Source organism: Corynebacterium pseudodiphtheriticum DSM 44287 (genome assembly GCF_000688415.1).
GTDB lineage: Bacteria > Actinomycetota > Actinomycetes > Mycobacteriales > Mycobacteriaceae > Corynebacterium > Corynebacterium pseudodiphtheriticum.
This window is the reverse complement of record NZ_JIAH01000006.1, coordinates 347711-362225: the sequence shown is the minus strand read 5'-3', so window position 1 is coordinate 362225 and position 14515 is coordinate 347711. Positions and strand designations below refer to the sequence as shown.

The window sequence follows — 14515 nt, the reverse complement described above, 5'->3', positions numbered from 1 at the left end:
ATACTTGTGGGACCTGAATGAAAGGAATCAACACAATGACCTTAAAACAAGCATCCGCCCTAGGAGGAATCGTTGTTGCTGCAGCGTATTCGATCATTGCTGATTCTCCGATCTGGGGGATAGTCGTGGCACTCGCGGCACTATCTGGCTACAACTTAGCGACGGCCGCTTCCTCCAAAAAGAAAGACAGTGCAGCATAGAATCATTAACGCGGGCACTGGCCAGGAACCATAGGCTGGGCAAGGTGCACCAAGCACCTCGACCCGCAACCTCGTAAGGCATAATCGGTGCATGGCTACGTTTGAAGAAGTTCTGGACCAGCTACGTGAGAATCAACCGCAGGGCAAGTACGGTATTGCCTTCGAAAAACTCATGGTGAACTTCTTCCGCACCACACCATCGCTGGCCGAGCAGTTCGATGAGGTCTGCCGCTGGTCCGATTGGCGCTATAACAACGGCCAAACTGACACGGGCATCGATATGGTGGCCCACCGCGTGGCCGATGACAGCTGGGTCGCCATCCAGGCAAAGTTTTATAAGCCAACCACCAGTATCCAAAAAGGCCACATCGACTCCTTCTTTGAGGCCTCTGGAAAATCCTTCGAAACGGAAAAGGGCCGGGAACATTTCTCGCACCGCTATATCATCTCGACGACGGATAAGTGGTCCTCGAATGCCGAGGCCGCGCTGGCGAACCAAATCATTGAAACCAGCCGTATCGGTATCGCAGATATTGCTTCTGCCCCGGTGAACTGGGATGTGGCATTCCCTGGCTCAGAAATCCAAGTGAAACTGGAGCGTAAGCAAGCTTTCCAGCCCCGCAAACACCAATCTGAGGCAATCGAAAAAGCCCTGGCTGGTTTCGCTACCCATGATCGCGGCAAGCTGATCATGGCCTGCGGTACGGGCAAGACGTTTACATCGCTGCGCTTGGCTGAGCAGTTCGCGCGCGAAAACGGGGGGGGTAAAGCCCGGGTTTTATTCCTGGTTCCGTCTATCGCGCTACTCTCACAAACCCTGCGTGAGTGGACTGCACAGGCCACGGTGGACATGCGCAGCTTCGCGGTGTGCTCGGATACCAAGGTGGGCAAAGGCGCCGAGGATATCGCGCCGTATGATCTAGAAGTTCCGGTATCTACAAATGGTAAGCGCCTAGCGGAAGTTTTTAATACCGGCAAGCACTCTGCTGGTCTGCACGTGGTCTTTTCCACCTACCAGTCGCTGCCTACGGTACACGACGCGCAGCACAACGGCCTTGACGATTTCGACTTGGTCATTTGCGATGAAGCGCACCGCACCACTGGTGTGACCTTGGCCGGTGAGGACGCCTCCAACTTTGTGCGCATCCACGAAGGCGACTACATCAAGGCCGACAAGCGTCTGTACATGACGGCCACACCAAAGCTTTTCGACGACGATGTGAAAGACAAAGCCGCGGACCACTCGGCGGAGCTGGCATCGATGGATGATGAAGGTGTCTACGGCCCGGAATTTCACCGGTTAGGCTTCGGCGAGGCCGTCGAGCGCGGGTTGCTTACCGACTACAAGGTGTTGGTGATGACGGTCGACGAGGACGTCGCCGCAGAAGCCCTTGCCAACGCCCCAGGGCAATTAGTGAACCTCACGACGGCTTCGGCGATCATCGGCGCGTGGAATGCACTGGCAAAACGCTCCGGCAAGTTGCAGGGCACCAAGGACGGCTTCGAGGTTAATGCCAAGCCGATGCAACGCACGGTCGCTTTTGCGAAAGACATCAAGCATTCCAAACAGATCGCAGATTCCTTCCCTGCTTTGGTGGCCGCACACCAGGAATCGCTGCACGAGCACGCCGCGCTGGAAGACATCAGCCTGCATAACACGGATGTGGCTGTGGCAGCCCAGCATGTCGACGGCACCATGAACGCGATGCAGCGTTCTTCGCGGATTAACTGGCTGGAAGCTGATATTGCCCCGACGGAATCCCGGGTTTTGACCAACGCGCGCTGCCTGTCGGAAGGCGTGGATGTGCCGGGGCTGGATTCGGTGATCTTCTTCCAACCGCGTAACTCCATGGTGGATGTGGTGCAGTCTGTCGGCCGCGTGATGCGTAAGGCAGAGGGCAAAGACTATGGCTATATTATTCTGCCGGTCGCGGTGCCTCCTGGGGTGAGCCCATCGCAGGCTCTGAACGACAACACGCGTTTCAAGGTGGTCTGGCAGATCCTAAACGCGCTGCGTGCCCACGATGATCGCTTCAATGCGAAGATCAACTCCATCGCGTTGAACGAAGGCAACCCAGACGAGCTGCCGGTTGTCGTGGACCCAGTTGCTAACCCGAAAAAGCCGATCGTCGATCCTGCTCCCTCCCCGACCGATAATCCCACTGACGAAGACACAGCGAAGCAGATCGCGCTGTTTTCTTTGGAGCGGTGGCAGGAAGCCATCTACACCAAGTTGGTGGATAAGGTTGGTTCGCGCACGTATTGGGAAGACTGGGCCGATGATGTCGCCAAGATTGCCGAAAACCAGGTCACCCGCATTACTAAGCTTGTCGACGGCGCGGATAAGCACTTGCGTGCTGAATTCGATGATTTCGTCGATGGCCTGCGTAATAACCTGAACGACGGGATTGGTGAAGCCGATGCCATCTCGATGCTTTCGCAGCACTTGATCACTGCCCCGGTGTTCAACGCGTTGTTCGATAACCACGACTTCATTGAGAACAATCCGGTGGCCCAGGTGATGCAGCGTATGACGGATGCGCTACAGGACGCACACCTGGATAGCGAAACGGAATCGCTGGAGAAATTCTACGAGTCCGTGCGCGTTCGTGCTTCTGAGGTTACCTCTGCTTCGGGTAAGCAGCAGGTGATCAAGGATCTTTACGAGCGCTTCTTCCGCAAGGCCTTCAAGAAGCAAGCAGAAGCCCTGGGCATTGTCTACACTCCGGTGGAAATAGTGGACTTCATCCTGCGCACAGCCGATGAGGTCTCCCAAAAGCACTTTGGCAAGGGGCTCAGCGATGAAGGCGTGAGCATACTCGACCCCTTCACTGGGACCTCGACGTTTATGGTGCGCTTGTTGCAGTCCGGGCTGATCAAACCAGAAGACATGGCACGCAAATATACCAACGAACTATTCGCCACCGAAATCATGCTGCTGGCATACTACGTCTCCGCCGTCAATATCGAGACCACCTACAACGCCCTGCGTGAAGAAGCCGCACAGCGCAACGGTGAACCAACACCGGACTACGTACCGTTTACGAATATCGCGCTTGCCGATACCTTCCAAATCCACGAAGACGGCGATATTCCAGACCTCAACATTTTCCGCGAGAACAACGCCACCATCGAGCGGCAAAAGAACGCGCCCATCAATGTAGTCATTGGTAATCCGCCATATTCTGCGGGACAAAAATCCGCGAATGATCTCAACGCTAACCAGAAGTATCCCAGCCTGGATAAGCGAATCGCGGACACCTACGCAGCTAGCTCAACCGCGCAGAGAAAAGGATCCTTGTACGACTCGTATCTGCGCGCTTTCCGATGGGCCACCGATCGCATTGGTGACCAAGGCATAGTCGCATTCGTCTCGAACGGCGGCTGGATCGACGGTAATACGGGTGACGGAGTGCGCTTGTCGATGGCCGAGGATTTCACGGATCTTTATGCTTTTAACTTGCGCGGCAATGCTCGTACTGCGGGCGAACAGCGCCGCAAAGAAGCCGGTAACGTGTTTCGGGATGGAGGTCGCACAACTATTGCAGTCATGATCGGCATCAAAGATCCCACAAAGTCTGGCTTCCAGCTGCACTACCAAGACATCGGTGACTATCTCACCGCCGAAGAAAAGCTTGGCATCATCGATGACTCCTCGATAGAAACCATCGACTGGCAATCTATCGAACCGAATAAAGAAGGCGATTGGCTAAATCAACGCTCTGAAGAATTTGATACGTGGCCGGTTATCGGTGAAAAGAAGGGAAGCTCAGAAAAAATTTTTCACAGTTTTTCAGCGGGTGTAAAAACTTCGAGGGATTCATGGTGTTATAACTTCAACCCTCGTAGGTTATTCAACAATGTTAGTGAAACCGCAGCATATTACAACGCTACAGTAGATCTTGCTCAGGAAATTTTGTGTGAGAACAAGAGTATAGAATTCGAAGATTTAAAATCTCATCTCGATATAACAAAATTTTCGTGGGATCGCACGAATCGACGCCAGGTTCTTCAAGGCAAGAAAATACGGATAGAAAAATCCAAAATAAGGAAATCGCTATACCGTCCATTTACTAAACAAATATGTTACTTTGATTCGAACCGGCAATTAAATAATGATACTTACCAATTGTCATCAATATTTCCGACTCCATTACATGAAAATGTCGGGCTAGGAGTTTGTTCGGCGTCAACGCGAACTCCATTTTCGGTACTTGGGTTAGATGTGCTGCCAAATCTGGGACTTTTCATGGATCCAGTCCAGTTCTTCCCCCGCTTCACCTGGTCCCCAGTCAATGCTGAGGACGGTGGCCTGTTCGGTGAGGAGAACGTCGTCAAGCAGGGCGAAGCCAGTATCTACGGTCAGGTTGGTGAGGTTGTTGATGGGTATGTACGGGTAGACAACATCACCGACGAGATTAAGCAGATTTACCGGGATGCGTTGGGCGGTGATGTCTCGGGTGATGACATCTTCCACTTTGTGTACGGCAAGTTGCATGATCCGGGTTATCGCACGCAGTATGCGGCGGATTTGAAGAAGATGTTGCCGCATATTGAAACACCGACTTCACGTGCGGAATTCGATAAGTTTGCTGTTGCTGGCAAGGAACTCATGGCGCTGCACGTGAATTATGAGTCCGTGGAACCGTGGCCGCTGGATATTCAGGTCAAGGGTGATGAGTCCAACCGCGAGACCTGGCGCGTGCAGAAAATGAAGTGGGCCAAGCGCAAGGCCCCGGAAACGGGCAAAAACGTCAATGACGTTACGAAGTTGATCTACAACAAGCAGGTGACCATCTCCGGTATTCCGGCAGAAGCAGACGAATACATGCTGGGCTCGCGCTCTGCGGTGGCATGGTTGATTGACCGGTACCAGGTGAAGAAGGACAAAGCCTCCGGGATTGTAAACGACCCGAATGATTGGGCCGATGAGGTGGGCAATCCGCGCTACATCGTGGACCTAATTGGCAAGGTCACGCGGGTGGCGATGGAAACCGTGCGGATTGTTGATGGGTTGGAAAACTAGTACCCACGGAGTCCTCTCCACCACCAATCAGCATCTGCTGCCCGAAGGTCTTAGTCCAACAAGGAATCGAAAAGAGGACCTGACCCCCGGAAAGTGGACACGTCGGGGGTCAGGTCCCTAATGATCGAAGCGAATGGGCCTGCAGTACTATTCCGAATAGCCTTATGGGAGTGTTAGCAGTTCCCCCAGAGTAAATACGATTCAATGACATTATTCTCTAGTATTCGACGCGCCTGATCGCGGTTGTTTAAGGTAACAATCACCCGCGAGTTGCATTCATTTAAAAACATAAGCCACAAATCTGAATGCCATGCTGCGGTAGCCATAACGACACCTTCAGAATCATTGTGCGTCTCCTCGATTAGTGAGCCAGCTACGTAATGCCATCCGTTTAATTCTCGTTCTTCACAGTCGCCTATCTCATAGCCTTCCGGGAGGTACCAGCAATATTCAGGCCTTCCAAGTTCGGCGCGAAGCGGATACCATAAGAGGCTTAGGTTCGTATCGAAGGGCCATGACACCTTGTTTGCTATCTCAGACCTGAATTGAGTTTCGCTCATTTTTCCGAAAGCATTTCGGAAAGAACGAGCAGGGAGAACTGGTCGATTAAGGGCCATTCCCACTTCCCGCCATGTACAGGCTCTATTGTCACCTAACGGTGGAAAAATGGAGGACTCCATCCGCACTTCTACTGCATACGAGTAGTTCCGACTAAGCGTAGCGAGACAACCACCGTCATTAATATCGTAAGGGAATATATCTGGGAATGGGACCTCTACAGAGCTTTGAAAATCCCATTTTGGTTCCCCAAATGAATCGTATCTATTGTATGTCTGCATCTAACTAGTATCGTTCTGTAGTTGGCCACTTATAGAAGCCACGTCGACTTATATAAACCGAAGTTTTCTTTACTGCTGGAACCTTCAGAAAACTGTACTGTAGCTAGACTTGGCTCGTCTCCCCTATAGGTCAGCAAATATCTTCCGCCACCGTTGTCTTCGAAGGAACATTTTTGACGGTTACCGCTACCGCTCTTGACGCAGTTTATCGCATGCTGCTCGATGGGCTGAAAGTTGCGGTCTAATTGAGAAGTAGAAACCTCTCTCCTCGCCCGTACCCGTGTTCACTTCAACAGTCTGCTGTACCGCAGGATGGGTGACTGAAGGAGGTACTTCCCCGTAACTCAGACCACTGGGACGGGAAGTTCGGCATGTTTCGACGTTTCAACTCGACGGAGCCCCGCGAAACCTCGCGCCCCACTTTCTGCCCTGCGAGTCCTCGGTTATGGAGACCAACCATGTAATCGGCGAGTTGACCAAGGGGCATTGCCCCCTTCGCCGGGACCTCGACGTTCATGGTGCGCTTGTTGCAATCTGGGCTCATCAAACCAGAAGACATGGCACGCAAATATGCCAACGAATTATTTGCCACCGAGAGCATGTTGCTGGCGTATCCCGCCGCGCGTTTGCACCCAGTTCAACGGCCACGAGCAGAGCCATCAATAGGTATGCGGCGGCGTCAAAAGGTTAAGAGTTCGTGTTGAGGATTCCATACTGAGAGGCCCAACGGTGCTGACGCAATGAGATTCTTTCGGCTTTGGTTGATGACGATCGCTACCGAGTACTGTGCCCGGGTCACCGCTACGTAGAATCCACAAGCACTCTTGTCTTTAAGCTCTTTACCTTTGAGACAGAAGTCCTGGATTGCTCCCGTCGCCAGGATGATCACCCGCTGGTAGGTACGCCCTTTTGAATTGCCAAAGGTTATCGGATTGCGCGCTGTTTGACCTCTCCATGAGCTACTTGAATACCTCAGAACAGTTGGGGTGAACTCAGCAACGTAATGGTCAAGATCTTCTTTTGCAACCAGAAAAATTCCATCGTGGGAAGACTCGTCGCTCATCCTTGACACGGTTGACGAGAATCCGAATCTTTTTGGGAAAATAGTGTCTGAGAAGTCCGCGATAGCCTGGTTGAATCGGTAGGTTTCAACTTTCTCGTCGATATTCAGACGTCCCGAATTCTCAAATTCCCGGTACCACCCCATGAGATTCTGCCGGTCGGCTTTCTTGTTCTTCCGGGAGGATAAGCTGCTGTCAAGGAGGGACTGTCGACTATCACCCACTAGCAGGCACCGAACCGAATCCTGACGCAGTAGACGTGTTATGACGTCTAAACCGCTACGGCTGATATCCTGCGCCTCGTCGATGAGGATTTCATCATAAATGAGGCGGAGACGGTTTTCTACCAGTCCGTCAGCTTTATCAATCAGTCCGGTAGCTAGCTCCTCGAGGTAGTCCTTGTAGATCATCCCGGTTTCATTAAAGTAGCGTCGAGGGTCTGTTTTTTCCTTATACAACAGGCTCATTCGTACATCGCCGGAATCAAAGATAAATCCGGTGACTCGTTGCTCGGGAAAGAGCAGCGGAAGATATGGGCGAACGACGTAGTTTATCAGGAATGCATACCAACCTGTTACGTCTGGCGCGGGTGCTGAGGGGTCGATGTTTTTCTGGAGACGTCCTTCGAGTTCATTCTGCCCGGTCAGCGTCAGTGTGATGATTAGTCGCCGAACGTTGGGTTGACCCTGGCTGCAGTGGTCTATAACGTGCTGGGTTTTTCCCGAACCTGCGCAGGCGTGGACGAATTGGTGCGTCATGACTCTGAGCCGATTCTTCTCTCGAGGGCATCCAATACGTCCTGGATGTATGGCGGTGGATTCAGGGTGTGCTCTGATGCGGCGATGGCTAGGGCCGCATCCGTCTTATTCTTCTGCATCCAAGCAGCAAACGGAGGCACTTTTGCTTTAGGGAACACGAGTTGCAGAGACTCGTTCGTGTTTGCACTTTCAATCTGGGGCTCTAACGTGTTTCCCAGATCCGGATCGCCAATGGACAGGATTCTCTGTCCTTCCTGGAGGTAGGATCTCATTTTTTCTTGCCAATGCTCTGGGGTATAACCGTCGTTGTCCCGGATAGCGAATAGAGAGCGGCCCAACAGAGTTGCCAGTTCAAAGCATCGTTCGAATGACACGCCATTGATGGACATCACGTCTACGCCACAGTCCAATGGTTCACGGCCAAACCTGTCGGTGAAAAACCTGGTGAAGACAATCTCATCGGAGGGCCCCTCTACGACCACGATCGTGTCAGCCAGGATGAGTCGGAGGGTGTCGAATCCGGAGAGCTTCTGGAAGTACCGGATCGTGTCATTTTTCAGCTTGTTGAACCGTGCGGGCGTCCCGTTGCTGAGCAGGGTCACTTGATCAAGTCCGAGTCGGTTGAGGATATAAGAGCTATGCGTTGTGATGAACACTTGCCGGTTTTGAGCAGAGCGTTCAATGTAGGAAATAAGCTGCCGCATTCGGGTGTAGCTGAGGTGGTTCTCTGGTTCTTCGATGAAAACGAGGCTGCTGGTGTCCGCATTTCGCCCCATTGCGAGGATGGTTTTGGCCACCGCCTGATTTCCCTGCCCAGCCATCGACAACGGAACGTCATCGACATCGGGGATGAGCGTGGCTTCCCATGAGGCTGAGCGAGACTGATCGATCTGTACCCCCACCACTGCTCCTGGGATCGACTGATTCTCTTCGGCAAGTTCCTCGTTGAGGTCGCACAGAACCTCGCGGCCAAGGGTTGCGCGGAGCTTGCGATAATCAACAGAGACACGGCTGCGGTCTTTCGGGTCGAGACGAGTTTCTAAGATTTGTCGCGTGTAGTATTCAACGCCACGCTCTGAGCGGATTGTTCGACTATCGATCAACGAGGTGCCGAGTTCCTTGGGGCGTCGCAGCACTGGATGTCCACCAAAGTTCAGCCATTCAACCATGTAATACTCGACTGGGAGAACTTCAGGGCAGTCTTCTTGCTGGAAGTACTCATTTAGCTCCTGCGTGTATTCCGGGTCAGGGTGTGCCCAGATGGACAGGCCAACCGAGTCCGCGTTCTCCATATTATTGACACCTCGGAGTTTTTCCAGCTCACCGCTTTCGACATCCAGGTAGACGTCAATGCGAAACGTTGGTGCATCGCGGTGACTGCGTTCGCTGGGCGGTTTCTCGAAAAAGTCGTGAACCATGGTGTGGTTAAACCAATAAGGATTCAGGTAATCTGCCGCGCGAACCCCGTTGACTCGCCCGGCTAAGGCTAACGTCATTGCTTCCAAAAGCGTTGATTTACCCGCCTCATTTCCACCGACGATAATGTTGGTTCCCACCTCAGGTTCAAACGTAAAGTCCTTGAACCTTCGATATCCTCGAATCTGCACTTTCGTGATTACTGGAGTCATTAGGCCACCACTTGTTTGATCATGGTCACGATGTCGTCGCGTTTGAGTTGCGGGGCGAAGTGGACAGAGACGTTCCCATCGCTGATCGACTCGAAGAACTTCCGAGCGGCCTTGATGCGTAGTTCCTCGGTTCCTCGCAAGTCAGCCTTGGAATCAACGTCCTTAGTCTCGACGATGAAGTTCAGCGACATTTTGCCATCAGCAGTTTTTAGCACGTACATGAAGTCCGGGCTGGTGGTCCCACCAAAATAAACCGGCACTTGGATCGATCGGCGTGGGATTTTGCCGTAGACAACGACCTCGTCGAGAACAGAGTCACGCATCGTGGTCTGTTCCTTCGGGGAGTCGTAGACGAACGCATCGTAGAGGAACTTCTCTGACACCTCGGAGGTGGTGTCGCGGTAGACACCGACGTTTCCTTGCGCAATCGTCTTCAGCGGTTGCCCATCAGGGTCGGTCAGCGCGGTGGCCCCCAGCGGCCCGTCGATACGGGTGTAGGAGAACCGTTTGACATATTCGCGCTGCATCCAGCCATGGAACTGCGCAGCAAACTCACCCAGTGTGGACTTGTTGAAGAAATCGCTAGGAAGCTTCTTCTTTGCGTTATGTCGCACCAAGCCAGCGTGGATCTCGCTGATGGGGAGATAGGTTTGGGTGTAGGCCAGTCTCAGCCACTGTCCATAGGGTATCGACCCGTCAACGGCGTAGGTTTCCTTCGTCGACGAGATGGTCGTCAGCACCCCGTCCGCGCCGGTCGTGAGCAGGTCTTGGGTGAACCTACCGGTTTGTGCCTTGTAGATGCCCTCGTCCAGGATCTCATCGATGCAGGTACTGATTTCGGCTGGTGTGAGGTCATCGAGTTTGAGGTAGTACTTGGCGTTGACTGCCTCCCATAGTTGCTTGAGTTCGGAGTAACGCTCCTTACGGATGCCGACTCGGGCTTTCTTTTCGTCGGTGACAACCTTGCCGGGTTTGAGCTTGCCTTCTGCGAATTGCGGATACAGCTCAAAGAGCGCCTCGGCTTTGCCTTCGATCAAGTTCTTGTCGCTATCAACCAGGCCCTTTTGGAGCAGTTCAATGAACAACTCAGTCTCGTCCCTACCTAGCTGGGCAGCCACACGCGGCAGCAACTCCTTAACCGACGGTGTATGGCCGCCGATGTCTGAGTTGATTTCAGTCACAAGACTGTTGGCGAAGGATTCCTCAGTGTAATCGATGAGGTAGGTCAGCCGGAAGTCCTCATCTGACAAACGGCTACCACTGACATCAACGGGAAGGCGCAGCCCGCGCCCGACCTCTTGGAGTTTCGAGATTTCCGATCCCGACGAGCGTAGTTTCACGATCTGGAAGACATTGGGGTTATCCCAGCCCTCACGCAGCGTCCACTTCGAGAACACAAACCGCATCGTGTTCGGCGACCCATCCGCTCTCGTGAATGACAGCATCGATTGCTTATCGCGAAGAATCAGGTCCACCTCGGCCTGGATCGCCTCATCGGTGGACGCATTATCAGCAGAGAAATAACCACCGTTTGTTGCCGATACATCAGCCAGCGAATTCTTCAAGTATGCGACATAGTCTTTGGCTGCCTGTGAGGTCTTGTCGGCGTGTTCGGCGATAACCTCCTTGAGCTTCGCAGCCAGCAGTTCCTCAAACCGGACGCGTAAGTGGCCTCGACCATCCTCGCCACGGTAGGACTCGATCGAATCAATGAAAAACAGTGTCAAGGTTTTCACACGGGTAGCGCGCCGGAAGTTCTCCCACTCCGTCTCGAAGTGGTTATCCAGCGCACGAGCGATCATCAGCTCTTGATAGGTCTGGGAGTACACTCCAGCCACCACGGTGTCGCCCTTGCCAAGGATCTGGCCGTTGGACAGGCTCACCCCAGACTTAATCGCCGGGTTCTCCGTCTTGCCGACCGCCTCAATCGTGATGCCAGCGAACGCTCCATCTGCCTCAGCCAACGAGCCACCCAACCCCACCGTCAAGGTCTTAGAAGTGTCAAGGTTGGTAAACGTTGCCTGCTTCGGTTTCCGAGCCGACAAACTTGTCAACTTTAATCTCGTGGAGTCTTGACCATCATCCTCCGGGTACTGCACAGCTACGCCTTTGACGAGTTGTTCGTTGAACGCCTCGACCGCACCGAGGTTGAACACCAGATTGTTGTAATCAATGTGACTGGTCTTATCGTCTTTCGGGAAGGTCGCACCAAACCTGATCACGGCTTGGGGTTGAATCTGGTCGATGATCGTCTGGTAGGCCTTATTCTCACGGCGGAACCGATGTGGCTCATCAATAATCACGACCGGACGAGTCGCTGCCAACGCCTCATACGGCTGGCTCGACATCCCCAATACGGTCTGGTCATAGATAGCACCCATCGTCGCTGCCGAGCGCAACATGCCATCAGTCATCAACAACGCATGCACACGGCCCTTGGTTAGCCGAGATGTCGACATGAAATTCGCCACCGCGCTAGGAAAGAACTTCCGCCCCTTTGACCGCTTCTGTGGATCAAGAACATCCAGATCCAGCTTGATGCTGCCACCATAGGTGTCATCGAAATAGCTACGCGCATAATCGGACGTAACGAATGACCTGGTGCCCTGCTTGATCGCTGTCGACGGCACCAGAACGATGAACTTGGTAAACCCATAAATCCTGTTGAGTTCGTACATCATCTGTGTGTAGACCAGCGTCTTACCCGTGCCGGTCTCCATTTTCACGTCGATACCGAGCACACCATCATCCACCCGGCCCCGCCAAGCACCTGGAATTGCAGGTACACCCTCAACCGCACCGTTCTGCAACTCAGAAATGTTATGAGCCAACTGCGGATCAGCCAGATCAAAGACCGGGTTGGCCTCCATCAACCCGCCAGAATCAAAATCCACGCCATGAAAAACACGGGTAATCGCCGTCAGCGCCCGCTGTTGGTGCTCAAGGGTCTGTAGCCTGATCTGCATCGCCTTACAGCCTCTCAATCACAGACACGGTACGACCAGATTTCAGCACCGAGAGATTCTTCTTCAACTCGTGCATCACACCAAACGTGACCGAGTACCCGAACACCACAACACGAGAAACCGCAAGATCCCCGTTCTCAAGCAGGCGAACAAGCTCCACCACATCATCACTCGTTAAACCTGGCGAAATGATATAAGCAGAATCACCACACACATCCAACTTGTAGCCAGCCAAGGCGACCTTCTGCGTGTGAGTGGTCAAACCGTGACCGTCCTCCACCAGCCACGTCGCCAACACCGTGTCATGGCCAGGCGTACCGTTCAGATCGAACTTTGAAACGTAATCGGCAGCCAGCAACGTGTCGTCCTGCTCTGGATCAAACGTCAACAGATCGTCAAGAACCCCACCAGAGGGTTCGTTCAGCCTGTAAAGCTTGAAGCCGTAATCGATATCTGCGCCAGTTTCTTTCTTTATCTTCGCCGCCGCGCGCGCAACGCGCTCACGCCCAATTTCATCAATCTTGCGAAAACCAGTCTTATAAGCATGCGCCGTCGGTTCTAAAACTTCAGGTAGCTGCACGAGTATCCACCGCCGATTCCCAGAGTCCTTGGCGTTCTGGCGCATTAGAGCCTCAGCCGTAGTAGCGGAACCCGAAAAGAAGTCGAGCACAATGTCCTGCTCGCTTTTTGTCCGAATCGTTGCGCCTTCAATTGCTTGCCGCACCAATTCCACAGGCTTGGGGAAACTGAAGTCGGCGGCTAGATTCAACCTATCAAGGTCATTCACTCCGAGTTTATTAAGATATTTCGCGTACCCGTCACCATCGAACTTCTTTAGGACTGTGTAAAACTTAGAGGTATCCTCGGAAATCTTCCTTAATCTACCTACAAGATGGTAGCCGCCCTTCGGAACAAGAACATAGTTCCCGCTCTCTAGTTCTTGATTAACTTCGTGAAGCTTTTGTTCGCCGAGAATTTCGGCAATCTCTTCATAAGGGCAGGTTCCGTACTTTCCAAACTCCTTTCTAAGCCAGTCAGTTTCAACCCAGTAGTCCTCTCCTCCTTTAGAGATAACTTGACCGCGTATATCTTTAGGCCGACCTAGTGGAACAAAGGCGTCGACATTCTTGCAATAGGCCGGTAGATAATCATGACCAATCACTGCCTGCTTGGCCAGACCTCCGCCTTCGGAACGAACGACAACAAATCCTGCGACAAAGTTTTGTTCACCAAAGACCTCATCACACAAAAGCCTAAGGTTAGCCTGTTCGTTATCGTCAATACTGATAAAGATTACGCCATCGTCAGCTAGGAGTTCTTTTGCAAGTTGCAGGCGTGGGTACATGAAAGTGAGCCATGCGGAGTGTGAGGACTTGCCACGCAAATCGAGAACTCGCTCTGCTTCATCTTCGGTGAGTCCGACTTTCTCAACTAGCTGTGGCGCGGTGAAGCTGAAATCGTCGTTGTAGACGAATCCGTCTGAGCCAGTGTTGTAGGGGGGGTCGATGTAGATGCACTTCACTTTCCCTGCGTAGGAGCCGATCAGGTGTTTAAGTGCATCGAGATTGTCACCGACAATGTAAAGATTCTCGGAATCCGCATTTATAGGCTTCGAGTTGTGCCCAAGGTCTGGCACAACCACCGTTTCGGTCTTTGTAGACGTGAGGTACTTCGCATAAGATTTGCCAAGAAAATTCAGCTCATATCCTTCACGAGTGAGATCAACGTCTCCGTCTTGGAACGCCTGTTGAAGTCGATCAATCTTGAAGTTGCCGTCACCGTCGAAGTACTCAGGTAGTAAAGATCGGATCCGTTCGATTTCATAGTCGTTAGGCTTAACAGTTTCGTTGTGTTCGCTAGTGTGTCTGATCATTTCGTTGGCTCCTCGGTAGCTTCACAGATGCCCACTATATCAACCACTATTGCCGTACATATTCGTGCAAGGACGTTGGTTATGACATTGCCGTCCCGCCCATCTTGGCGATGATGGCATCAGACAGACCGGTGGCTACGCGCAAGACTTCTTTGGTCAGACCT

Annotated in this window: 7 protein-coding genes; 2 read left to right on the top strand and 5 right to left on the bottom strand. The window is 52.7% G+C overall.

The window, feature by feature from the left end:
* Nucleotides 1-35 precede the first annotated feature (35 nt).
* Both O146_RS12595 and O146_RS0104760 read left to right on the top strand, forming a co-directional pair.
* Complete coding sequence (locus O146_RS12595; RefSeq protein WP_153246883.1) at nt 36-200, top strand: hypothetical protein; 165 nt, start codon at nt 36-38, stop codon at nt 198-200.
* A 91-nt stretch (nt 201-291) separates the two neighbouring features.
* Nucleotides 292-5226 carry a DEAD/DEAH box helicase gene (locus O146_RS0104760; protein WP_027017812.1) on the top strand — a complete coding sequence of 1645 codons (4935 nt, stop codon included), beginning with the start codon at nt 292-294 and terminating at the stop codon, nt 5224-5226.
* A gap of 1128 nt (nt 5227-6354) precedes the next feature.
* Here O146_RS0104760 and O146_RS12590 read toward each other — a convergent pair.
* The 5 genes from O146_RS12590 to O146_RS0104735 all read right to left on the bottom strand — a co-directional run bounded on the left by O146_RS12590 (nt 6355) and on the right by O146_RS0104735 (nt 14351).
* The gene (locus O146_RS12590; RefSeq protein WP_155896231.1) at nt 6355-6657 is read right to left on the bottom strand and encodes a hypothetical protein; all 303 of its coding nucleotides are present in this window, start codon (nt 6655-6657) and stop codon (nt 6355-6357) included.
* An 87-nt stretch (nt 6658-6744) separates the two neighbouring features.
* Nucleotides 6745-7884, bottom strand: coding sequence for a UvrD-helicase domain-containing protein (locus O146_RS0104750; RefSeq protein ID WP_027017810.1), 1140 nt, complete (start codon nt 7882-7884; stop codon nt 6745-6747).
* Nucleotides 7881-9512: an ATP-dependent nuclease gene (locus tag O146_RS0104745; RefSeq protein WP_027017809.1), complete on the bottom strand. Its 1632-nt coding sequence runs from the start codon at nt 9510-9512 to the stop codon at nt 7881-7883. Before O146_RS0104745 ends, O146_RS0104750 begins: the two co-directional genes overlap by 4 nt.
* Nucleotides 9512-12478 carry a type III restriction-modification system endonuclease gene (locus tag O146_RS0104740; protein ID WP_027017808.1) on the bottom strand — a complete coding sequence of 989 codons (2967 nt, stop codon included), beginning with the start codon at nt 12476-12478 and terminating at the stop codon, nt 9512-9514. Before O146_RS0104740 ends, O146_RS0104745 begins: the two co-directional genes overlap by 1 nt.
* Nucleotides 12479-12482: 4 nt before the next feature.
* Nucleotides 12483-14351, bottom strand: a complete 1869-nt coding sequence (locus tag O146_RS0104735; RefSeq protein WP_035000550.1) for a site-specific DNA-methyltransferase — start codon at nt 14349-14351, stop codon at nt 12483-12485.
* Nucleotides 14352-14515 lie beyond the last annotated feature (164 nt).

What these genes read in the sequence shown, in the direction of transcription:
- O146_RS12595 (WP_153246883.1), top strand. Translation starts at nt 36, where the DNA reads ATGACCTTAAAACAAGCATCCGCCCTAGGAGGAATCGTTGTTGCTGCA.
- O146_RS0104760 (WP_027017812.1), top strand. Translation starts at nt 292, where the DNA reads ATGGCTACGTTTGAAGAAGTTCTGGACCAGCTACGTGAGAATCAACCG.
- O146_RS0104750 (WP_027017810.1), bottom strand. Translation starts at nt 7,884, where the DNA reads ATGACGCACCAATTCGTCCACGCCTGCGCAGGTTCGGGAAAAACCCAG.
- O146_RS0104745 (WP_027017809.1), bottom strand. Translation starts at nt 9,512, where the DNA reads ATGACTCCAGTAATCACGAAAGTGCAGATTCGAGGATATCGAAGGTTC.
- O146_RS0104740 (WP_027017808.1), bottom strand. Translation starts at nt 12,478, where the DNA reads ATGCAGATCAGGCTACAGACCCTTGAGCACCAACAGCGGGCGCTGACG.
- O146_RS0104735 (WP_035000550.1), bottom strand. Translation starts at nt 14,351, where the DNA reads ATGATCAGACACACTAGCGAACACAACGAAACTGTTAAGCCTAACGAC.